The organism is Providencia sp. PROV174 (assembly GCF_028480685.1).
Classification (GTDB): domain Bacteria; phylum Pseudomonadota; class Gammaproteobacteria; order Enterobacterales; family Enterobacteriaceae; genus Providencia; species Providencia rettgeri.
Genome location: NZ_JAMPOT010000013.1, coordinates 92,175 through 115,115, shown reverse-complemented (window position 1 = coordinate 115,115; position 22,941 = coordinate 92,175). Strand labels below are relative to the sequence as shown.

21 protein-coding genes and 2 tRNA genes are annotated in these 22,941 nt (G+C 40.5%); 16 read left to right on the top strand and 7 right to left on the bottom strand.

Going from position 1 to position 22,941, the window contains the following annotated elements; translation table 11 throughout:
* Positions 1–945, bottom strand: coding sequence for a uridine-preferring nucleoside hydrolase UriH (gene uriH, locus PSE60_RS12960; RefSeq protein WP_272665674.1), 945 nt, complete (start codon positions 943–945; stop codon positions 1–3).
* 265 nt (positions 946–1,210) lie between these two features.
* Between uriH and PSE60_RS12955 the strand changes: the two genes are divergently transcribed.
* From PSE60_RS12955 to PSE60_RS12935, 5 genes are all read left to right on the top strand, one after another.
* A complete protein-coding gene (locus tag PSE60_RS12955) occupies positions 1,211–1,954 on the top strand; it encodes a helix-turn-helix transcriptional regulator (RefSeq protein ID WP_272665673.1) in 744 nt (247 codons plus the stop codon).
* 340 nt (positions 1,955–2,294) lie between these two features.
* Positions 2,295–3,599, top strand: a complete 1,305-nt coding sequence (locus tag PSE60_RS12950; protein ID WP_272665672.1) for an NAD(P)/FAD-dependent oxidoreductase — start codon at positions 2,295–2,297, stop codon at positions 3,597–3,599.
* A gap of 49 nt (positions 3,600–3,648) precedes the next feature.
* On the top strand, positions 3,649–4,017 hold the full coding sequence (locus tag PSE60_RS12945; protein WP_096865186.1) for a cupin domain-containing protein: 369 nt from the start codon (positions 3,649–3,651) through the stop codon (positions 4,015–4,017).
* A 28-nt stretch (positions 4,018–4,045) separates the two neighbouring features.
* Positions 4,046–5,539 (top strand): aldehyde dehydrogenase family protein, encoded by a 1,494-nt coding sequence (locus tag PSE60_RS12940; protein WP_272665671.1) that lies wholly within the window; start codon positions 4,046–4,048, stop codon positions 5,537–5,539.
* A 128-nt stretch (positions 5,540–5,667) separates the two neighbouring features.
* The gene (locus tag PSE60_RS12935; protein WP_272665670.1) at positions 5,668–6,411 is read left to right on the top strand and encodes an SDR family oxidoreductase; all 744 of its coding nucleotides are present in this window, start codon (positions 5,668–5,670) and stop codon (positions 6,409–6,411) included.
* A gap of 8 nt (positions 6,412–6,419) precedes the next feature.
* Here PSE60_RS12935 and PSE60_RS12930 read toward each other — a convergent pair whose 3' ends face one another.
* On the bottom strand, positions 6,420–7,082 hold the full coding sequence (locus PSE60_RS12930; protein ID WP_210837032.1) for a helix-turn-helix domain-containing protein: 663 nt from the start codon (positions 7,080–7,082) through the stop codon (positions 6,420–6,422).
* Between the two features lie 397 nt (positions 7,083–7,479).
* Here PSE60_RS12930 and PSE60_RS12925 point away from each other — a divergent pair, with 397 nt between their 5' ends.
* The 6 genes from PSE60_RS12925 (at position 7,480) to PSE60_RS12900 (ending at position 13,914) form a co-directional block, all read left to right on the top strand.
* Positions 7,480–8,970, top strand: coding sequence for an APC family permease (locus tag PSE60_RS12925; RefSeq protein WP_198642066.1), 1,491 nt, complete (start codon positions 7,480–7,482; stop codon positions 8,968–8,970).
* On the top strand, positions 8,945–9,559 hold the full coding sequence (locus PSE60_RS12920; protein WP_272665669.1) for a DUF3156 family protein: 615 nt from the start codon (positions 8,945–8,947) through the stop codon (positions 9,557–9,559). The genes PSE60_RS12925 and PSE60_RS12920 overlap by 26 nt, the downstream gene beginning before the upstream one ends.
* 58 nt (positions 9,560–9,617) lie before the next feature.
* The gene (locus tag PSE60_RS12915; protein WP_272665668.1) at positions 9,618–11,186 is read left to right on the top strand and encodes an alpha/beta hydrolase-fold protein; all 1,569 of its coding nucleotides are present in this window, start codon (positions 9,618–9,620) and stop codon (positions 11,184–11,186) included.
* A gap of 181 nt (positions 11,187–11,367) precedes the next feature.
* Positions 11,368–12,807, top strand: coding sequence for an alkaline phosphatase (phoA, locus tag PSE60_RS12910; protein WP_272665666.1), 1,440 nt, complete (start codon positions 11,368–11,370; stop codon positions 12,805–12,807).
* 203 nt (positions 12,808–13,010) lie between these two features.
* The gene (locus PSE60_RS12905) at positions 13,011–13,541 is read left to right on the top strand and encodes a GNAT family N-acetyltransferase (protein WP_272665664.1); all 531 of its coding nucleotides are present in this window, start codon (positions 13,011–13,013) and stop codon (positions 13,539–13,541) included.
* Between the two features lie 118 nt (positions 13,542–13,659).
* Positions 13,660–13,914 (top strand): DUF1435 family protein, encoded by a 255-nt coding sequence (locus PSE60_RS12900; RefSeq protein WP_272665662.1) that lies wholly within the window; start codon positions 13,660–13,662, stop codon positions 13,912–13,914.
* Between the two features lie 108 nt (positions 13,915–14,022).
* Here the strand turns inward: PSE60_RS12900 and PSE60_RS12895 are convergent.
* The 3 genes from PSE60_RS12895 to rsmC form a co-directional block, all read right to left on the bottom strand.
* Positions 14,023–14,108: transfer RNA gene (locus PSE60_RS12895), tRNA-Leu, on the bottom strand.
* A 47-nt stretch (positions 14,109–14,155) separates the two neighbouring features.
* A tRNA-Leu gene (locus tag PSE60_RS12890) sits at positions 14,156–14,241 on the bottom strand.
* 195 nt (positions 14,242–14,436) lie between these two features.
* Entirely contained in the window at positions 14,437–15,450 is a 1,014-nt protein-coding gene (rsmC, locus tag PSE60_RS12885) for a 16S rRNA (guanine(1207)-N(2))-methyltransferase RsmC (protein ID WP_272665660.1), read from the bottom strand.
* 133 nt (positions 15,451–15,583) lie between these two features.
* Between rsmC and PSE60_RS12880 the strand changes: the two genes are divergently transcribed.
* A complete protein-coding gene (locus PSE60_RS12880; protein ID WP_210837042.1) occupies positions 15,584–15,994 on the top strand; it encodes a DNA polymerase III subunit psi in 411 nt (136 codons plus the stop codon).
* Positions 15,963–16,415 carry a ribosomal protein S18-alanine N-acetyltransferase gene (gene rimI, locus PSE60_RS12875; RefSeq protein WP_196718586.1) on the top strand — a complete coding sequence of 151 codons (453 nt, stop codon included), beginning with the start codon at positions 15,963–15,965 and terminating at the stop codon, positions 16,413–16,415. The genes PSE60_RS12880 and rimI overlap by 32 nt, the downstream gene beginning before the upstream one ends.
* An 86-nt stretch (positions 16,416–16,501) precedes the next feature.
* On the opposite strand, the gene PSE60_RS12870 is transcribed toward rimI, so the two are convergent.
* Complete coding sequence (locus tag PSE60_RS12870; protein WP_210837043.1) at positions 16,502–18,061, bottom strand: BCCT family transporter; 1,560 nt, start codon at positions 18,059–18,061, stop codon at positions 16,502–16,504.
* 320 nt (positions 18,062–18,381) lie between these two features.
* Between PSE60_RS12870 and PSE60_RS12865 the strand changes: the two genes are divergently transcribed.
* Genes PSE60_RS12865 through PSE60_RS12855 form a run of 3 tightly spaced genes read left to right on the top strand, consistent with a single transcriptional unit; the run spans position 18,382 to position 21,965 of the window.
* Positions 18,382–19,509 (top strand): aromatic ring-hydroxylating oxygenase subunit alpha, encoded by a 1,128-nt coding sequence (locus PSE60_RS12865; protein WP_210837044.1) that lies wholly within the window; start codon positions 18,382–18,384, stop codon positions 19,507–19,509.
* 37 nt (positions 19,510–19,546) lie between these two features.
* A complete protein-coding gene (locus tag PSE60_RS12860; RefSeq protein ID WP_272665656.1) occupies positions 19,547–20,995 on the top strand; it encodes an NAD-dependent succinate-semialdehyde dehydrogenase in 1,449 nt (482 codons plus the stop codon).
* A gap of 16 nt (positions 20,996–21,011) precedes the next feature.
* A complete protein-coding gene (locus PSE60_RS12855; RefSeq protein WP_210837046.1) occupies positions 21,012–21,965 on the top strand; it encodes a PDR/VanB family oxidoreductase in 954 nt (317 codons plus the stop codon).
* Positions 21,966–22,010: 45 nt separating this feature from the next.
* Here PSE60_RS12855 and PSE60_RS12850 read toward each other — a convergent pair whose 3' ends face one another.
* Positions 22,011–22,916, bottom strand: coding sequence for a helix-turn-helix domain-containing protein (locus PSE60_RS12850; RefSeq protein ID WP_272665654.1), 906 nt, complete (start codon positions 22,914–22,916; stop codon positions 22,011–22,013).
* Positions 22,917–22,941 lie beyond the last annotated feature (25 nt).

Genomic DNA, 22,941 nt, shown 5'->3' with positions numbered 1-22,941 from the left:
TTATTTTTCTAGTTGCTTTAGAGATGCAATAAACATATCCCATAACTGAGGGTTATTTAATGTTGTGGCGACTTGTGTATGGCAATCTGCTTTAGCTGGGTGGCGAAAGTCAGTCACTGTCATACCTGTTGTTAGAACGCCTTGTAGCTCGATATCAATTGGAGCCTTAATCGTTTCCATTATGGATGGGTCGATAACATAAGCAACAGCGCATAGGTCGTGAACAGGGGCATGGTCAGTATAGCCATTACGTCTACGGTAACCTGCCGTGTAGTAATTTAGAGATTCAACAACAAAATCACTTACAGGTGTATTTAACGCTGCAATTGCTTCCATTATTTGGTTGTCTGGCCTTGCTTGGTGTGTAAGGTCCAACCCAATCATAGTGATAGGCCAAGTTTCATTAAACACGATATGAGCAGCTTCAGGGTCTATAAGGATATTGAATTCAGCGACTGCAGTACGGTTTCCTGTATGGTAGCCTCCTCCCATTAAAACAATTTCTTTTACTAATTCTACAATTTCAGGTGCTTTTCTCACGGCTAAAGCAATATTTGTGAGTCCTCCAATAGGGACGAGAGTAACTGTTTTAGGGGGATGTGATTTGAGCGTATCAATAATTAAGTCCACAGCGTGGCGTTGGTCAATAGGTAATTTGGGCTCAGGGAGGTGAGTGCCGTCCAGTCCTGTTGTTCCATGAACTTCTGGGGCAGTTTGTATTGTTCTCACTAGTGGCCTAGAGCAACCAGCAGCGATAGGGATATCATTTGCACTAACGAATTCCATAATTGCGCGTGCATTATAAGTAACTTTGTCTAAAGTTTGGTTTCCGACAACCGTCGTTACCGCAAGTAACTCTACATTTGAATTGCCTAATGCTAAGAAAATTGCCATTGCATCATCATGGCCAGGGTCACAATCGATAATAATTTTATTGCTAGACATTATTTCTCCTTTTATTAGGTTATTTACTTTTAATTAACATAATATATGGATGAATTTATTTTTATGTGATGTAAGTTCTATTTTTATGAATACTAATGTAATGAAATTATTCATTAGGGTTACTAATAGAGAGTGATGTGATTAACATATTAATAACAATCGTGTTGAGTTTATAAAGATAATGTGTTCTTTATGAAGTTTTAAGCAATATAAATGAAACCGCCTAGAGGGGTTTTATTAATTAGTTAATAATTGTGGAGGCAGAATGGAGAGCTATCTGGAAAAACTACCTGATGTCATTGATTCTGTTGCAACTAACCAATTTTATCCTAATTTATTATCATGGTTATCTTCATTTATTGCATTCGATAATGCGATTGTTTACTCCTTTGAAAAAGGAGCTCCACCCCGATTTCTTTCTAAAGTAGAGCGCCGCAATAGCGATAGTATTAATAGAATCTATCAACGAGGTGCTTATTTAATGGACCCATTCTACCAAGAAATCCAAAAGGGAGGGGCTTCCAAAGTATTAACATTAAAAGAACTCGCTCCTAAAGGGTTTTACCATACAGATTATTATCTCAATTTTTATCGTAAGACAGGGTGGTGTGATGAAGCTGGGTTGCTATTAGATATTTCAACTGACAGGCAATTAGGCATTTTTTTTGGTAATGAAGATAGGCCTTTTTTCTCAGGCAAATATACGCAAGCGCCACTTAAAGACGCCTTCGATATCATTCGTAGTATGGTCAGACTTCATAAAGACGTTTCTCCTTCTTCGGTGTCGAACCACTATCAACATACTGATATGCAAACACGATTTGGGCTGACACCAAGAGAGTGTGAAGTTGTCGAATTAATCTTAGCAGGTAAAGGTTCACCACAAATTGCACAGATGCTTTTCATTAGTTTAGGAACAGTGAAAAATCATCGTAAAAATATCTATCAAAAACTAAGTATTAATTCACAGGTTGAATTATTTAACTTGTTAATGAATAGGTTAAGCTAAGTATAATGTGTTTTTATATTTATTTTAACTTAGTGATTTAATAGCATTTTATGGCTTGTTATCTTTTTTATTACTGCATTATTTTTTTTATTTTTGTCTAGATGATTTGTATGAACTAAAATTAAATTAATAATCATTATTATTAACATAAGAATGGTTTATTAATTGTTTGATTTTTAGATTATTTTTTATTTTTTTTGAAATTTTATTATTATTTAAATATTCTACTTGCGTCACAATTGTTAACTTTATGTTTCGAATGTCCCTAAAGGGCTATGTAATTGTTAATGTAAGGTTAAGATAATCGAGTTATCGAAAGATACTAAATAGGGTATCCATAATGAATAACCAAGTAGAATCATTGACTTACTATGCTGCAACTAAAAAGTATGACTTACGTTTTCCTACGCTAAAGGAAGATCTTGATGTTGATGTGGTGATTATTGGTGGTGGTTTTTCTGGGATCCACACTGCGCTTGAGCTGTGTGAGAAAGGGATTACCAATATCGCTATTTTGGAAGGACGGCACCTTGGCTACGGTGGTTCAGGGCGCAATGGCGGGCAAGTAATGGCAGGCATTGGCCATGACATCGATGCAATTAAAAAATATGTCGGGCCAGAGGGTTTAGAAACGATTTTTAAACTCAGCAATATGGGTGCAGGGATCATGCGTGATCGCATCGCTAAATATGATATTGATGCAGATTTTTGCCGTGGTTACGCATACTTAGGAAGCAATAAGCGCCAAGAAAAGACCCTACACAGTTGGCTAAAAGATTTCAAGTCAGTTGATCCTGATGAGGAAATTGAATTTTACAGTGGCTCAGAACTAAAACAGATTATTGGTTCTGATGCTTATACCTGTGGGATCAAACACATGGGTGGCGGTCATGTTCATTCATTGAATTTATTATTGGGTGAAGCGAAAGCGATTAGTGAAATATATGGCGCTAAAATATTTGAAAATAGCCAAGTATTAAATGTGGAGTATGGTAATACCATCAAAGTCAGAACTGCGATGGGAACGGTTAAAGCACAGAAAATGCTGTGGGCTTGCGATTCATTTTTAAATGGCCTTGAGCCGACAATTTACCCTAAAACTATTAATACTTACGCATATCAATTAATGACGGAAGAGCTGCCTGAAGAATTAATCGAGCGAATTAGCCCAATCCGTGGTGCTTATAGTGATATTCGTCCTGTAATAGATTACTACCGGGTGACGAATGAGAATCGCCTACTATTTGGTAGTTCCACTCATTTTCTTGAATACATTCCATCTGATCTTAAAGCATGGAATCGTAACCTAATGCTAAAAGTCTTTCCCTATCTCAAAGATGTCAAAATTGAATTAGCTTGGGGTGGACCAATGGCATGTAGTGCAAATTTATTTCCACAAATTGGTTCATTACCACAACACAAAAATGTGTTTTATGCACAGGGCTATTCAGGTTTTGGTGTTACGCCAAGCCAGATTGTGTGCAAAGTTCTTGCTGAAGGAATGGTGGAAGGTTCTCATCGTTATGACTTAATGAGTTCTATCCCGCACGCCAATATTATTGGTAAAGATAGTTTACGTAATGTGATTGTTTCGTTGGCAAAAATAATGCATCAGACATCCGGTTATTGGCAAGGTCGTCGCTAATTCGCTATCCACCTAACTAGTTTATTTAAATCGATTAAAGGTAAAAATTATGATTAGTCCATTACTGTTAAACAAACCACTGCCAGAGTTATTGAATATTGGTAGCGTGACAAATTTAGGCTCTGTGGTTGTTGAAGGCGATCCTCAAGCGAGTGTTGCCATGATCCACGGTGAACCAACGGATAACCTGACTTGCGGTATTTTTGCTTGTACTAAAGGCAAGTTCAAAATGGTATATCCATTTGATGAAATGGCGACAGTCCACGAAGGTTCGGTGAAGTTAACGGATGTAAAAACCGGTGTAACGGTTGAATACCATAAAGGCGATACCTGGTTTGCCGCGAAAGGTACCGAGGTTTTATGGGAAATTGATACACCACGCTTCGTAAAACATTACTTAGCTTGTGTAAATGCCTAATTAATTTCTATTGAGTGGAGTGATAACAATGAGCGAGTTAACCCTATTACCAGAAGTCAGTGAGTTTTTGAAGCGTCAGCACGGTCATTTTATCAACGGGTTACCGGTTTCTGGCAAGGGCGATACTTTTTTTGATGTTGTTAACCCAGCCACTGAACAGGTTATTGCTAAAGTAAAAGAAGGAACTTTAGCGGAAGTTGATGCCGCAATGAATGCGGCTCATACTGCATTTAAAGGGGTTTGGGCAAACACGACACCAATGGAAAGAGGGAATTGCTTAAACCGCCTTGCTGACTTGCTTGAAAAGCACCTTGAAGAATTAGCCCAGTTAGAGACGTTATGTTCAGGTAAAACCATTCAATTATCTCGTTTTCTTGAAGTGGGGTCATCTGCGCAGTTTTTGCGTTATTTTGCCGGTTGGGCGACGAAAATCAGCGGTGAAACATTGAATGTTTCATTGCCTTCTTTTAATGGTGAGAAATATTCTGCATTTACCCAACGTGAACCTGTTGGTGTTGTCGCTGGTATTATTCCTTGGAACTTTTCTATCATGATTTCCATTTGGAAATTAGCGGCTGCTTTAACATGTGGCTGTACGATTGTGTTGAAACCAAGTGAATTTACCCCACTAACTATGCTAAGAGTGGTGGAATTGGCAAAAGAGGCGGGAATTCCTGACGGTGTAATTAATATCGTGAATGGTGGTGGTCGTGAAGTTGGGCCGGCACTGATTCATCATCCACTTTGTTCTAAAGTGACATTTACGGGGTCTGTACCAACTGGGCTGGCGGTAGGGCGTTCAGCGATGGAAGGTAAGTTAACCCGAGTAACACTGGAGCTTGGTGGGAAAAATGGTGCTGCGTTCTTAGCTGACCTCCCGGTTGAAAAAATTGTTAATGGGATTATTGAAGCGGGATATCTAAATCAAGGGCAAATTTGCGCAGCTGCTGAGCGGTTCTATATTCCATCTAAATTGATGGATGAAGTATTAGCGCAACTAAAAACGCGTTTGTCTGCGATGAAAGTCGGTTCTCCATTGGATGAAACAACCGAAATGGGGCCGCTGGCCAATAAAGCGCATTATGAAAAAATCTTAGGTTTGTTTGAAAAAGCTCGCCAAGAGGGCAGTGAAATTATTTATGGTGGCCAACCCATTGCAGGTGCTGGGTATTTTGTGCCTCCAACCATTATTCGTGCTAGTAGTCCAGATGATGTGTTAATGAAAGAGGAAACATTTGGACCAATAGGGACTTTCTTGAGTTACGATGATGAAGAAGAACTTATTGATATGATGAATAGTACTCCGTTTGGTTTAGCTGCGAGTTTATGGACAAATGATCTTAGTAAAGCAATGCGCATGATTTCACGCATTGAAGCGGGAACTGTATGGGTGAATATGCATACTTTCCTTGATCCTGCAGTGCCATTTGGTGGCATTAAGTCATCAGGTATTGGTCGTGAATTTGGTAGTGCCTTTATTGAGTATTACACAGAGTTAAAATCTGTCATGGTGCGTTATTAGTGTTCAATTTATATTCAATTAATCAACATTTCCCGGCCATCGTGCCGGGTTTTTTTTGTATTTTATAGATACCATGGCTTATTCGTGGTTATGATGAAAGCTCGTTATTATCCATTATAGGTAACAGTATGAAGAAAGTGTTGATTACAGGTGGCAGCCGAGGGATTGGGAGAGCCACAGCGATTCAATTGGGCAGTCTTGGAATGCATGTACTGATTAACTATAAAAGCGACCAACAAGCGGCTGATGAAGTTGTACAAGAGATTCAATCGGCGGGGGGGATGGCGAATGCGTTGCAATGTGATATCAGTGATGAAAATGACGCTGTTAAATTATTTACAATCATCAAAGAACAGTATGGCGATTTAGATTACTTAGTGAATAATGCTGGAATTTTATTTCAGCAGTGCCGTACAGAAATGCTGACTGCAGCGCGTATTAATCAGGTGTTGGCCACGAATGTGACAGGATTACTGATTTGTTGTCGAGAGTTTATTAAACATGCCTACCATTTTAATCAATTCAAAGATAAAGCCATTGTGAATGTTTCATCTGCGGCTGCGCGTTTAGGTGCAGCAGGGGAATATATTGATTATGCCGCCTCTAAAGGCGCAGTAGATTCGATCACAAAAGGGTTGTCACTTGAGCTTGCAGGATTAGGAATACGTGTTAATGGCGTTCGACCCGGCTATATTTATACTCAAATGCACAAAGATGGCGGTGAGGAAGCTCGAGTTGACCGAGTTGCTTCACAAATACCGATGAAAAGAGGAGGGGAACCACATGAGATTGCTGAAATCATCGTATGGCTGTTAAGTGGTGCATCTTCTTATGTCACAGGTTCAATTATTGATGCGGCGGGTGGCCGTTAGATTTATTGTCATTTTTCTTGGTGAATGATAAACCCGGATGAAACAAGCTCGGTTCGGTTAGTCACATTTGCTTTAGTGAAGATATTGCGTAAGTGAGTCTTCACTGTTGATAGCGAAACCCCCAGTAATAGTGCAATTCGTTTATTGCTCGCACCTTCTCGTACTAAATGGATAATTTCTTGTTCTTTGGGGGTATAAGCCACTAATGAATCAGGTAGTACATCAAATGTCATCAGCTCAGCGACAGGTAAGATAGTGTTTAATCGCATGATTTCTTGTTGGCTAAATGGACTGTCTCGCAGCACTGAAATCCCCGCAATAATTTTATTTTTACGACGAATAAATATTTCAGCCATATCAGTCATGTTATTTGGCCGCATAAAATCATGGAAAAAAGCTTGATTTTGCTGGCGTATTTCAGGATCCATTCTCACTAAGCGTAAATCATCGCTGCGAAAATGGTCAGGGTGTAAAGGATCCAATTGGTGAAAATAAGCGAGATATTCTTCGTGCATTTTTGCCGGTATCCCGTGAAGAACGTAGTTGTCTGGTTGGCAGTGATCATTCACGAGGTAATACACCAATGCAGAAACCGGAATAATATGTGCAATGGTATTTAGGCAGCAATCAATCAATGTTTGTTGATGAGGCTCGAATAATGGTGAATTCATCATATTCCCTTGTGTACTAATCGAATTATTATCATGCCTCTTAATTAATTTAACATAAAATAAACATGTTAATAACGTGAAGTTGATAGCAGTATTTAAAACTCATGAATACCTCATGAATATTGGTTTTCTGCTTTTTGGTATCTTTAGACAGATATTTATTAATATATTAACAAGTGATTTGTTTGCTACATGTTGATATTGCTTTAATTATTTTTTTTGTTCTTAAAAATATGGGTACTTTTCGCGAGCTATACTTTATTTCCCCTCTCTCTGGGTATCGTCCTTTAGAACGATAGCAGCCGATTTAAGCTTATTTCTATAGTGGATATGAAGTTACTTTATTTTTACAAAAAATTCACATCAATGGTTGGATAGAGAGCGAGAGGGAAGCAAGATGAATTTATCCTCAAAATTATCGACACATTTAGAAAAAGGGAAAGTTGGCTTTCCGACCACCTTGGCGAGTTCTGCTGGCTTGATTATGGCCAGTCCTGTTATTTTAACCGTCACGAGTGGATTCGGTATAGGTGGCGATACGTTTGCTTTAGCGGTACTACTTAGTTTCATTATGATGCAAGCTCAGCTAACCACATTTTCGGAGGCTGCGGCAATTTTACCAACGTCAGGCTCAGTATATGACTATATCTCTTGTGGGATGGGGCGTTTTTGGGCGATAACAGGTGCGCTTTCGGCTTACTTGATTGTGCATGTGTTTGCAGGAACTGCCGAAACTATTCTGTCAGGGATTATGGCTCTCGTTAATTTTGAACATCTCAACACGGTCTTAGAGACCAGTAACTCATCTTGGATGGTTGGTGTTGGGCTGGTTGTCACGTTTGGTATCTTAAACGCATTTGGTATTGAAGCCTTTGGTAAGGTCGAGGTTGTACTGACATTTGCCATGTGGTCCACGTTAGTGATTTTTAGTGTGAGTGGGCTGTTATTGCCATTTCATGTGGATATGGACGGCTGGTTTGGTCAGCCACTCAATACGGACCCAACACTAATACTGAGCTTTGTTGGTATGGCAATGTTCATGTTTGTGGGTTGTGAGCTAGTGACCCCAATGGCACCTGAAATTAAAAATTCCGCGAAAGTGATTCCCCGTGCGATGACAACGGGTTTATTTTGTGTCGCACTCTGTATGGTGTTATTCGGTGCTGCACTAGCGAACCAAGTGGAAAATGTGGTCGTTGACCCGCAGACAGGTACGCGTTTACTTGAAACACCGATGGCAATCCCTGCATTCGCTGAAATTGTCATGGGGGAGTTTGGTAAATACTGGATAGGTATCGCGTTATTACTGGCTGGTGGAGCGACCATCAATACGTTAATGGCAGCGGTTCCTCGCATTCTTTATGGAATGGCACTTGATGGGGCATTACCACGCATCTTTGCTTATTTACATCCACGTTTCAAAACTCCAGTATTCGGTATTTTAGTGGCTGTAATGATCCCATGTTTGCACGCTTTTGCGATTCAAGGCGACCTTGACCGTATCATTCCATTGGTACTGGCGGCGGTGTGTTCTTGGGGCACGGCTTACTTGCTGGTAACGATTTCAGTGGTGTTATTGCGTATTCGTCGACCTGACTTACATCGCGCCTATCGTTCGCCTTTTTTCCCTATACCGCAAATTATTTCGAGTGTCGGGATTATTTTAGCGATTGTGTACATCACTCCACCAGGCATGAATAAATCGGATATCTATATTCCCTTTGCTATTATGTTAGGTTTAACAGCAGGATATGCATTAATTTGGACCGTTTTCGTACAGAAAGTGAACCCATTTAAACCTGTGGATGTTGAATACGTTTTATCTAATTCCTTCGCTGATGAAGAAATGGAAGGAGGCCAACTTGAGCCATTACGTAACCTCGCCTAAACCGTCTTTGCGGAAGACAATTGGTAAACTTACCCAGCAACGTTTGCCTGCCGGATATCAAACAGGATTGACACTTAATTGTGTTGAGAAGGACATGGCGCCTTATCCATGTGAGTGGGGGGCGCCCGGAGTGCTCCATGTGCAGCTTCAACCTGAATTAACGATTGAGGTGACTGAACGGACAAGAAAATTGTTTCTCGCTTTTATCGTGTATAGCCGTTTTACGGTATCTGGCCAATGTGTAGATAGTATCAATGCAAAAATTGAAGTAAAAACCCGTGGAACTATAAAGAAGAAGCATGTCCATTTTGTTTCGAAACAGATGGATGGGCAGAAAGTTATTGAATGGCTGAATGAGTACCCGATTATTAGGCAAACATTAGAAGAGCTGGAATTTAATCATTGCGAGATAGAGTTTAGCCGAGGTCGTTGGCGTTGTGAAATTGAGCCTTACACGGCATCAGAAATGGTGAGCCGCATTCCCGCGACTCGCCGTTATTTGAGATTAATAAAAAAACAACGCTATTATTTATTGAGCGCACTGCAGTTAATTAACCAACTGGTGGAAAAACGTGCTGTGAGCCATTGAGTTTAAAAGAGTTTTTTGATAGTAATAATTATTATCAATTGACTCGCTGGAATTTGATGTGAAATCTTTGCCTCTTTTAGGTTGTATGTTGTTTTCTTCTGCGGTGATGGCAACACACGCTGACTGTATGCGTTTATCTGAGCTTTCCTTTGCTGAAGGGGTACATGATAGCGAAGGTCATAGCTGCTTATCTTTTGAAGTATCGCAGCAAGATTTTATAAAACAACGCGGTGAGGGTCTTTCCAAGGTTCTGTTATTGGATTCCAATAAACAGCCAGTGCGTGCATTGCAAGAGTACGGTTCAGTTCAAGAACCTCATAGTGCGGATTATTTAGTATCAAAAAATGGGGTTTATTATTTAGCGTTGAATGGTGAGCCGGGTAAGCCCTGGCAATTAAAGTTTGATGTCACCCAGTACCAGCCTTTAGCCATTAAAAAGGATAATGAGCCCGTTAGCCCCAAGCTGCAAAGTTTACTTGATGAATATTATCAAAATGGTGATACAAGCGCATTTTGGCAAGCCGTCGCCGCGCAAGGAACGCCATTGGTTGAAGATTTTTCAAATAGACAAAAACGGGTGACATTCCTTTGGCGTGGTGCGAAAGCAAACGCCTATATTCTAGGTGCGCCGTCAGGTAATCACGAAAGAATGGCCCACTTGGCGGGAACGGATATTTGGTATCGTTCTTTTATTATCCCTAATGATACGTTATCGCAATATAAAATTGCACCTGATATCCCTTCTGTACCGGAAGGCGGTTTTGCTCAACGTAAAGCCATTTTAGTTACAGCGCAGTCTGACCCATATAATTCTCATGTTATTCCTTCCCTAAATGTCGATAAATATAACCGTTTTTCGTTGTTATCATTGGTACCGAACATACGCCAGTGTCACTTCCCTGATATAGAAAATCGGCAGATTAAAGGCCGTTTAGAGACTTTTACGTTGGTGAGTCAAATATTAAAAAACGAAAGAAAAATAACGGTTTATCAACCTAATGTACCAATGGAAACACCGGCGTTATTGTTGCTATTGGATGGGCAAATTTACCTGCAAAACTATCAAATGGAGAAATTCTTTGATAAGTGGATGAATCAGGGGCGTTTTCCAGCGATGAATATTGTATTTGTTGATAGCATAAACTCAGAGCGTCGTGGGGATGAGCTTCCACCTAATAATGGCTTTCCTAAGTTGCTGGCGGATGAGCTCATGCCGCAATTAGCGCAAATGGGAATTCAAGCGCCTGCAAGCCATACGATTATTGCAGGTTCCAGTTATGGTGGGATTGGCGCGACATGGAATGCATTACAACATCCTGAAATCTTCGGTAATGTCATCAGTATGTCAGGATCTTATTGGTGGGCTCCAAAAGATAAAGACCCTGAGTGGTTAATTCGTGAAATCGAAATCATGCCAACGCAACCGATCCGTTTTTTTCTTGAGGCTGGCTTATTCGAGCAACGTGGCAGTTGGGGGGGGATTATTCAAAACCACTACCGATTACTGGATGTACTAAAACACAAAGGTTATCAAGTGGATGCCATTGAGTTACCTAGCGGGCACGACTACGTTTCTTGGTGTGAAACGCTTTATGAGGGAACAAATCAACTTGTGTCACAATGGTAAATTGCCATAACGCTAATTCACAAAAAGCAGCTTATATTTAGCTGCTTTTTCACATTTATGACAAACATCTTCATTTCGCCATAAAAGCGTCATTCAACTGTCATCTAGCTCCTTTAGCATGCCTGTCATTATTTGAAATACACATTTTCTCTTTTCATTATTGATTGGCAAGGAAACAGTTATGACTGGTAATTTTATGAAATCCCTTTTAGCTGTCACGGTAAGTACTTTAATTTTAGGAAGTGCAATCCCTGCCTACGCGGCTGATAAAAATGATGCGGTGTCAGAAAACCGTGCGGCGCAAGGTGATATCACAAAATTTGGTGGTGCGCGTCGTTTAGCGACAGAGCAAACTGATATCATGAAAGCGGCACTTCACAATGGCCAAGCCAAAAATGTGATTTTGTTTATTGGTGATGGTATGGGTGACTCAGAGATAACCGTTGCTCGTAACTATGCAGAAGGTGCTTCAGGGTTCTTTAAAGGTATCGATGCCCTACCAATTACAGGCCAATATACCCATTATGCGTTAGATAAGAAAACACAAAAACCAGACTATGTGACTGACTCTGCAGCGTCTGCCACGGCGTGGTCTTCTGGTGTAAAAACCTACAATGGTGCATTAGGGATTGATGTATTTGGTAACGACCATGAGACATTAATTGAGATAGCTAAACGTAATGGTAAAGCGACGGGTAACGTCACAACTTCTGAGATTCAAGACGCTACGCCAGCTGCGCAGTTTTCACATGTGAGTGCGCGTAAATGTTATGGCCCAGAGGAAACCGCAGAAAAATGTGCGGCTAACGCGCTAGAAAATGGCGGTCGTGGTTCAATTTCAGAGCAACTGTTGGTAACTCGCCCAGACGTCACACTTGGTGGTGGAGCTAAGAGCTTCAAGCAAGAAGCAAAGGCGGGTGACTACAAAGGTAAAACGTTGGAGCAACAGGCGATTGAGCGTGGGTATAATATCGTGCGTGACGCTAAGTCATTAGACAGCATTACTGTTGCAAATCAAGATAAACCTGTTCTGGGCTTATTCCATGATGGCAACATGACTGTTGCATGGGAAGGCCCGAAAGCGGTTCATTACGGTAATATCAACAATGCGCCGTTAGAATGTAAACCGAATGCTAAGTTAGACCCGAATGCACCAACATTGGCTCAAATGACGAAAAAAGCGATTGAGCTGTTAGAAGTCAACCCAAATGGTTTCTTCTTGCAGGTTGAAAGCGCTTCTATCGATAAGCAAGACCATAAAGCAAATCCATGTGGTCAAATTGGTGAAACTGTCGCTCTCGACCAAGCTGTACAAGTCGGCTTAGATTTCGCTAAAAAACATGGTGATACATTAGTTATCGTGACTGCTGACCATTCACATTCAAGCCAAATTATTCCAGAAGGCACTAAGTCAACGGGTTTAACGCAAGCGTTGATTACTAAAGACGGTTCTGTGATGGTGGTAAATTACGGTAACTCTGAAGAAGATGATTCTCAAGAGCACACAGGTGCTCAGTTACGTGTGGCAGCTTATGGTCCACATGCGGCAAACGTAATGGGTCTGACTGACCAAACTGATTTGTTCTTTACCATGCGCGATGCAATGGGATTGAAGCAATAAACCAACCCTGTAGTAAAAATTCTCCGCAATAGGATGTTGCGGGGAGTTTTTTTATTTCTAGCTTTTTTTCTTATTTTTCAACCATTCCTCAATAAATGTACTAAACATTTGCACTTCTTTTTTTATTCATTATCTTGATAAATTGATTTATTAAATAACAATAAATGTGCTTATTCATAGGCACGAATAATGAGAATGACATAATGAGAGAAGTTCGCGAACTGCAACGAGAGGAAATCCCATCTGTTTGGTCTATCGACCGCACTGAATTAATTGAAAACCTTTATCTATATCAAAATGGTGAGTTGGTGCTATCCAAACAGCGGTTTGATATGAAAGGTTGGCCAGAAGGCGAACCTGAAGCTTATACCCCTCATTTGTTGGAAAGCTATGACCAAGGAGCGGTATTTCTTGGGGTTTTTGAGCAGGGCAAGCTAATTGCGGCCGCAAGTTTAGATAATGTGTGGCGCGGCGAGCAAAAAAATTTACTGCAGTTGTCTTTCCTGCATGTGAGCCATTCGTACCGAGGTAAAGGTTTAGCAGGGATGTTATTCCAACAATGTGTTGAAATGGCGAAACAAAAAGGGGCAAAAGGGTTATATATTTCTGCGACACCTTCAGAAAATACTGTGCATTTTTATCAACATCTCAGTTGTTCCTTAATTGCCCAACCTGACCCTGAATTGTTTGCATTGGAGCCCGAAGATATTCATTTTATTTATCTATTTCCGTAAGTTTGTATTTTGTAAAATAAGTGTTAATTTATAGCGTGGTGAAATAAAAAAGCATTGAAATTTACTAGAAACTAGATATGATTGATAATCATTATCATTTAAGGGTGTTGAGGTCACTATGCCAACTAGCATATCAAAAACCACAGGTTTAAGGCGTATAGGCGCTGGCCTTTGGGGTGTTTTTGCTGTGATATTGCTGAGCATTGCTTATATACTCAATAATATGGGCTTAGATAATCTAAAAATCATTATGATTACCATGATGGTAGCAACCGCTGGGATGCTATTTAATCGCGGTTCTCGTCGTTTATTGATTATCCCCGCAGTTATTTCACTCACATGTTTTATGATGGCCTTTGTTCTACAAAGGTAGTGCTATCATCTAATCAGTGATTAAATAGAACAAAATAGAGAATTAGGGCAGTGCTAGTCGTACAAGGAAGGTCAAATGGGCAGAGTATTATAAACAATGACTGACCAGTGGTGCGAAAGGGGGGACTTGAACCCCCACGTCCGAAGGACACTAACACCTGAAGCTAGCGCGTCTACCAATTCCGCCACCCTCGCAATACTGTCTTGTCAATACTAAATTATTGTGGTTTATACAAAGTTAGTGGTGCGAAAGGGGGGACTTGAACCCCCACGTCCATAGGACACTAACACCTGAAGCTAGCGCGTCTACCAATTCCGCCACCCTCGCAATACCTAACTAAACTTTGATTCATCAATGCTTCTAACCAGCAATAATGTGGTGCGGATTTTAGGCTAATTTCGACGAACGTCAATAATTTTTTTATGAAGTATTTTCGATTGATGAAAAAATGGCCGGTAAAGGATCACCAGCCAATGAGTAGCACGATCAATTGTGCTTTAATCTAAATTATTAGCGATTAAATTAACGCTTAACTGCTTGGTAAACTTTGAATTTTCCCGTTTTGGCAAGTACTTCGTGACTACCAAAAGCTTTATCAAGTAAATCAGGGTATGGTAAGAAGGCATTAGCCACGATGCGCAAACGTCCACCTTTTTTCAGGTATTTAGGGGCTTGGTAAATCATATTTTCAACCGCACGATAACTGGTGTTTAGGCCATCATGGAATGGTGGATTTGAAATAATCCAATCAAACTTATCGTTAATATCCGAGTAAGCATCACTTGCGATGACTCTGCCGACCAGTTTATTGGCCTCAAGAGTAGATGCTGCGGAATCAAGTGCAGACGCACTGACATCACTTAAAGTGAGCTTGATCTCTGAGTTTTGTGTGCCGATCACTGTAGCGATCACGCCATTACCACAGGCGAGATCAAGCAGATCACCGCTCATTGGATCAGTTAGCGTCGACAACAGTAGATCACTACCGATATCAAGCTCATTATGGCTAAATACCCCAGGTAATGCATTAATTCTAACATTATCAATTTGATAATGACGCCACCAGCGAGCAATATCAAAGGTTGTGGGTTGTTCTAATTCACCATAGTACAAGCCACAGCGGCGTGCAGAGTCGATTTTTTGTAAGCTAGCGATCCCTTCCATAATGGATTCGGCGCTTTTAACACCACTGCGATTCTCACCGACGATAAAAATTTGGCTACCCGCAGCAAGGTGAGTACAAAGGTCATCGAGTTGGAAGCAGGCTTCTTGCTTGTTTTTTTGCCAAAAATAAATGAGAGTATCGCAAGGCTGGATAAATTCTGCTGGGGTTGTGGCAGAGAATAACGCCATATCACCCATTAACGGTTGTAAGCGTTGCCAGTGATGATACTGGTTGGTGATGACGCGAACACTAGCTGCTTCTATGGTTGCAGCAAGCTCATCCTGAATGTCACCAGCCAAAATGACATGACGATCTGTAAAATGTTCGAGATGGCGTTGAATAACTTCGCTGGCAGGTGTCAGTAATGACATATTCTGTCAATCTCCTAAAATAATAAAAAAACCGATGACATCTTACCAAAGATAAGAGAAATAGCATTGCTCTGTTGGCGCTATTAATCCCCTTTGATAAGATGTGGTTGTAAAATTGCGACTGGAAAATCAAATGACACGACGTGACAGGCTTTTAGAACAAATGGGGATCACTCAATGGATGGTGAGAAATCCTGCCGTGTTACGTGGTGAACGTGGTGTAAGGATCCCAGCGTCGACTAAGCTTATTATTATTACTGATGAGAACCTTGATTTAAATAGCCAATTGCTAAAAGATATTTTTCTTTCCATGAATATTGCACAGGACGATGTGGTTTGTGTCAATTCAGAGCAATTAGGTTTAATCCCAACACCAATAATAACACCATGTTGGGTATTAGGTGATGAAATCCAGCCTGAAGGTTCAAAAGTCATGTTTACTTCACCTGTTTTGTCTGAGCTAAGTACAAGCTGTGGCGCTAAACGGGCACTATGGAAACAAATTTATCAATATGATGAAAATTTCAACACTAAAGCAATCTGATCTCGCAACTGCGTACTTAATTGAGAAGTTAAGCCATGATTTTCCGTGGACTGAGAGAGTTTTTTATGGAAATCAAGGGGAAAAGTACCATAACTTGAAGATTTCTGTTAATAATCAAATTATTGGTTATGCGATAACACAATGTGTTCTTGATGAGGCGACCCTATTCAATATTGCTATTCACCCTGATTACCAAGGGAAAGGGTATGGCCGTTTATTGCTAGAAGAGCTTATCAAGGAACTCATAAAGAAAGGCATTCTCACATTATGGTTAGAAGTGAGGGAATCAAATGCATCAGCTTTGCATTTATACGATAAGCTAGGTTTTCACCAAGTAACGGTACGTAAAGATTACTACCCTGCCAAAAAAGGCCGAGAAGATGCTTTAGTACTTGCTTTAACTCTATTTTCCGATGAATAAATTTAAGTAACAAATAATTTATTACTAATATAATTAAAACCCCAATATGTTGTCAGACATACTGGGGTTTGTGCTTTTAGTGACGATTATTTTTCAATTTCAGGAAGAATAGGTTTACTAATTATTTGGATATTATCTTTTAACTCTTTTTTTGCCGCAGCTTGTGCGTTGATTTCTTCATTGAGGCCTTTATAGGTGGAATAACACATAATTAGCATCATGATGGATAATGGCACCGCCATAGCAACCAGTGCAGATTGCAAACCAGATAATCCACCAGTCATAATGAGCACGATCGCGATTGCTGCAATAATGATTCCCCAAATGGTTTTAGTGACATGAGAAGGATTCGGGTTCCCATTTTCGCTGACCATTCCCAGTACAAATACCGCTGAGTTAGCAGAAGTAATAAAGAAAATCAGCACTAAGACAATGGCTAAAACACTAATAAATGTTGATGCAGGGAAATAGTCCAAGAACTTAAACAATGCAGATGTGACATCGGTTTTTACGGCATCAGCCAGTGCTGTTTGGCCTAGATTTTGAATAAGATGGATTGCTGACCCACCCATGACCGCAAACCAAGCAAAAGCACTTAATACAGGAATAAACACCGCGCCAATCATAAACTCTTTAATTGTTCTTCCTTTCGATATACGAGCGACAAAGCTCCCAACTAACGGCGCCCATGCAATCCACCAGCCAAAGTAAAACAATGTCCAGTTAGCAATCCAAGTACCGTCATTATAGGGTTCAGTGCGAAATGACATGCTGACAAAATTTTGGACGTAGTCACCAATACCTTGGAATAAAACTTTTAAGATAGTTTGGGTGGGGCCAGAGAGAAAGATGAATGCCATCAATCCTAGAGCAAGTATGATATTTAAGTTTGATAGGTGTTTGATTGCGCCTTGTAACCCGGAAATTGTCGAAGCAACATAAACAACAGTAATGATAGCAATTAAACCAATTTGTACATAAATACTAATGGGCAATCCCCATAAGTAATTCATACCACTGTTAACTTGTAGTGTACCAAAGCCTAATGATGTGGCGATACCAATAACGACGGATAACATCACCAATACATTGATCCATTTCCCGACAGACCCGTAGATCCGATCCCCAATTAAGGGATAGAAAACAGAACTGAGTGATGACGGGAGCTTTTTCCTAAATTGGAAATAGCCCAAAGCCACACCGACGAGTGCATAACACGCCCATGCGGAAACCCCCCAGTGCAGATAGACATATTGCATGGCCGCTTTGGCCGACTGTTCTGTTGAACCTTGACCAACGGGTGGGCTGATATAATAGGAAACAGGCTCTGCCACTCCCCAGAACATCAAACTGATACCAATTGAGGCACTGAATAACATCGCAATCCAAGTGACTGTGCTGTATTCCGGCTTATCATTGTCATCACCAAGACGTATGTGACCAAATTTGGAAAATCCAAGAAACATACAGAAGCTGAAAAAGATAAAAACGGAACCGAGGATAAACCAACCTAGGTTGTTATAGATAAAACTTAAGGCGGAATGTGAAAAAGCTTCCAGTTTATCAGGAATAAATGCACCAAAGCTGATTAACGCCAGACTAAAGGCTAGCGACACGTAAAATACGGATTTTTTGTGATTCATCATACCTCTTCTCCAGTTGCTCACTTATTTTTCTTTTATGAGAGTTGGTTTGCAGGGAATACTCGTTTTGTTTTTAAGGATACTTTTTTGTTAAATGCTACTTTTGGTTTACAGAGAATAGCCATGCAAAGATTACGTAGTCAACAAGTAATTAACTAATTATTAACAGTTGCAATAATTATTGTTAATTCAACTCATTGTTATAAAACAAATAAATGTTATTGATTAAATTTTTGTCAATATTTCATTTGATCATTAATGCGATCTGCATTAACATTCCTGAAAAAGATGTTAACTATAAGTTTACATAAGTGAGGGCAATTATGAGCAATGCAGCTAAAGTCATTTCGATTAATGATCACCTTGATATTGATAACGCATGGACAATCCCTGCTCGTTATTACACGTCTAATGATGTTTTTGAGTATGAAAAAGAAAAAATATTTGCTAATTCATGGGTTTGTGTCGCTCATGTTAGTGAGGTAAAAGAAAAAAATTCGTATATCACTCGTGAGCTCATTGGCGAAAGCCTCGTGATTGTTCGTGGTCGTGATGATGTATTGCGTGGTTTTTATAATGTCTGTCCACACCGTGGACACCAGTTGATCAGCGGTGAAAGTGGTAAAGTCAAAAATGTGATTACTTGCCCTTACCATGCGTGGGCATTCAAGCTAGATGGTCAACTAGCACATGCGACCAATTGTGAGAATGTGAACAATTTTGAAGCAGATGCAATGTCACTGAGTAGCTTCCATGTTATTGAGCATGCAGGGTTTATCTATGTAAATATGACGGCTGGTGAACCTCAACCTATTGAAGAGCAACTTCCTGGCTTAGCCGAAAAAATGCAAGAAGCGTGTGCGGTGATCAGCGATTTAAAACTGGCCGCTCGTTTTGTTAGTCATACACCAGCCAATTGGAAAACCATCGTTGATAACTATATTGAGTGTTATCACTGCCCAACTAACCATGTGAGCTTTGCAAGTTCCGTTGATGTCAACGTATACGAACACCAATTATTGGATAATTGGACTGTTCAAATTGGCAAGGCAAAACCTTCCGAATCATCTTATCAGTTCGATGAATCTGTACTCGACCCGCGTTTCTTTGGCTTCTGGATTTGGCCTAGCACCATGTTTAATATGCCTCCAGGCGGGGATTTCATGACGGTTATCTATGAATTCCCTGTTAATGCAGGGGAAACCTTGCAGCACTATGATATTTATTTCCTCAATGAAGAGCTTACCGAGTATCAGAAAAACCTAGTTGAATGGTATCGCACTGTATTCCGTCCAGAAGATCTTCGCTTGGTAGAAAGTGTACAAAAAGGATTGCGATCACGGGGCTACCGAGGCCAAGGACGCATTATGGCTGACAGGCAGCGTAGTGGAATTAGCGAACATGGCGTCGCCCATTTCCATAAAATTGTCGCCGGCGCACATACTGAGTAATCACGCTATTCATGAAAAATAAAAGGAGAAGTCACAAATGCATCATTTAACTCACCCTGCGCTATTTCGTCAGTCATGCTACATCAATGGGCAATGGGTTGATTCAGATAAGAAAATCCCTGTGACTAATCCTGTTGACCAATCTGTGCTGGGAACGATTCCCAGCCTGTCGGCTGCACAAGTGGATGACGCTATTGAACAAGCGCATGCCGCAATGGATGGTTGGAGCCAACTGACCGCCAAAGCACGTTCTGTCATTCTACGTCGTTGGTTTGAATTGATAGAGGCCAATGTTGACGATTTGGGGCGCTTGATGACCCTAGAACAAGGCAAGCCATTGCACGAAGCAAAAGGTGAAATTCGTTATGCCGCTTCTTTTATTGAATGGTTTGCAGAAGAGGGAAAACGTGTTTATGGGGAAACCATCCCTCAAACGGTGGGAAGTAACCGTCTTTCGACAATCAAGCAGCCGATCGGTGTTTGCAGTGCGATTACTCCGTGGAATTTTCCTGCAGCGATGATCACCCGTAAAGCGGCTCCAGCACTGGCTGCGGGTTGTAGTATCATCATCAAGCCAGCGACTGAAACGCCTTTTACGGCACTCGCCCTCGCTCAATTGGCAGATGAAGCAGGTATTCCCGCAGGGATATTTAACATCATTACTGGGGATTCTCGTGTTCTAGGTGAACGTCTAACTAAACATGAGCTTATCAGCAAGTTTTCATTCACCGGTTCAACGCAAGTTGGTCGAGTATTGTCTGAGCAGTGTGCATCGACAATTAAGAAAACGTCACTCGAACTGGGGGGAAATGCGCCTTTTATTGTTTTTGAAGATGCAGATATTGATAAAGCGGTAAAAAGTGCGGTGCAAGCTAAGTTTCGTAATGGCGGGCAAACCTGTGTTTGTGTGAACCGTTTTTATCTTCAAGATGCTATTTTCGATGAATTTCAATCCAAGTTCGTTGCAGAAGTCGCCAAATTGCAAGTCGGTAATGGCCTTGAAATAGGAACGGATATTGGGCCTATGATCACGACACGTGCCATTGATGGTATGAATGAGTTGCTACAGGATGCACTCGCGAAAGGGGCACATCAATTAACCTTAGGCAGCGAAGTGGCGGAGTATGGCAATTTCTTTAATCCAAAAGTCCTTGTTGATGTTGATGACTCAATGAGGATTGTTCATGAAGAAATCTTTGGTCCCATTGCAACATTAATTCGTTTTAGTGATGAAAATGAAGTAATTACTCGTGCCAATAATACGATTTATGGCTTAGCGGCTTATTTCTTTTCTCGTGATGTTAGCCGTGTTTACCGCGTTGCTGAAAAACTGCAAAGTGGCATGGTAGGTATCAATACAGGCTTAATTTCTAATGAAGTTGCTCCTTTTGGAGGAGTAAAACAATCAGGTTTAGGAAAAGAAGGCTCTCGATATGGCATTGAGGATTATTTAAGTACTAAGTATCTGTGTTTAGATATTGAATAATGAGAGGGTCACTGTGATGAACCAACAAAAAATTGCAGTCAATGTCAGTCGAATTGAGCAAATTAGCCCAAATATCAAAATGTTCGAGTTTGTTGCACAAGAGGGCGCGCTAATGCCTTTTAGCGCAGGTAGTCATGTCACCGTTCATATGGGTGAGCAGGCTGGTTTGCAACGTGCATATTCATTAATCAGTGACCCACAGCAATGTGGAAGCTATTGCATTTCAGTCTTACGTGATGAAAATTCGAAAGGCGGTTCGGCATTTATGCATGAGCACCTATCTGCTGGGGATAGTTTATATTTGTCCCCAGCGCAGAATTTTTTCTCATTAGCTGCGGATAACCAATGTAAGCATATTTTGATCGCAGGTGGGATTGGGATCACGCCTTTTCTTTCTTATCTCTATGAGTTAGAAGAAAATGAAATGGATTTTGAGCTTCATTACTGTTTTCGTGATAGCGCAACAGCGGCATTTCTTGAACATTTACAACAGCGTATTGGCTCGCGTTTATTTCTTTACGACAGCAGCCAAGGGCAGCGAATGTCTGTCGAACAATTGGTTAAAGCACAAGCGAGTAATAGCCATCTGTATGTATGTGGCCCTCAATCATTAATTAATGAGGTGATTGAAAAGGGCCATCAGCACCTTGGTGAATCACAGGTTCATTTTGAAAATTTTGGCGAAATTGCCAGTGAAGGGGATTCATTTGAGGTCTATTTTCAACGTTCAGGCTTTAGTTTGGAAGTGGGTAGAGATGAGTCTATTTTACAGGTAATCGAAGCTGATAAGCGCATTAACGTGGAATGTTTATGCCGTAATGGGGTTTGTGGGACTTGTGAGACGGCGATACTTGAGGGAGAGGCGGACCACCGTGACCACTACCTTGATGATGATGAAAAAGCTGAACAAAAAACGATGATGTTGTGTGTGTCGCGAGCTAAATCTAAACGATTAGTTCTTGATTTATAACCAAAGCTGCCCCGCTTTAGCCATAAGTGGGGCAAGATACTGATTTTAAATATCTTTTAATTCAAACATTAAAAAAGGTTGTTTTTCATCATTAAAGTGTTGATAAGCTGTAATTTGCTTATCTTGAAAAACGATTTGCCCCCGTCCAGTGCGAAATACTTCATCTAACCAAGGCTTATGGTTTATCACTAATTGATACAATAAACGTTGTAGTTCAAGGTAATCTATTTCAGTCGATTGGTTGTGTAAGTTGCTGGCTAATATTTCACCTGCCTTATCTGTGAATACAACTAAATGATTGAAATGAGATAATAAAACATCAAAATAACATTTGACTTTACGCAGGCGTAGTTCGGTATTTTTACGTTCTGTGTTGTCTAAGCTGATCCCAACCAGCTTTGTCACTTTACCATTAGGACCTTTGACTCCTGTCGCTCGGGAGGTGATCCAGCGGTAATCGCCTTCCCAGTTAATTTTAAAATCCATTTCATGGGCACCACCTTCACGGATAATTTTGGAATATCCATTGACCAATTTTTCTTTAGAGTCGTGGCTCATTAAGGCCCAGAAATCGTCATTACTGGTAATTTTGATGCCATATACGGCTTCAACGTTGTCCGAGTAGTTCAATTCCCCAGTTAATAAGTCCCACTCCCATGTCACGATATCTGCCGATTCTTGAAGGTGGACTTCGTTGATGTTGCGCATGACACCTGAATTGCTAACAGTAACTTGGTTATTGGTATATTCACCGTATTTCAACCATATTTTGTCGACATCTAATAACGTGGCGAGCTTTTCAAGATTATCTTCATCAATCATACCGCCTTTTGTCCACTTATTAACCGCCGTTCGCGAAACACCAAGGGCTTCAGCTGCCTTTAATTGACTCATTTTTTTCTGTTTTAGCAATTTCAACAAACGTTCTTTGAATGTCTCTGTTTCTGTCATCAATTCATGTTTACCTTATAACTTA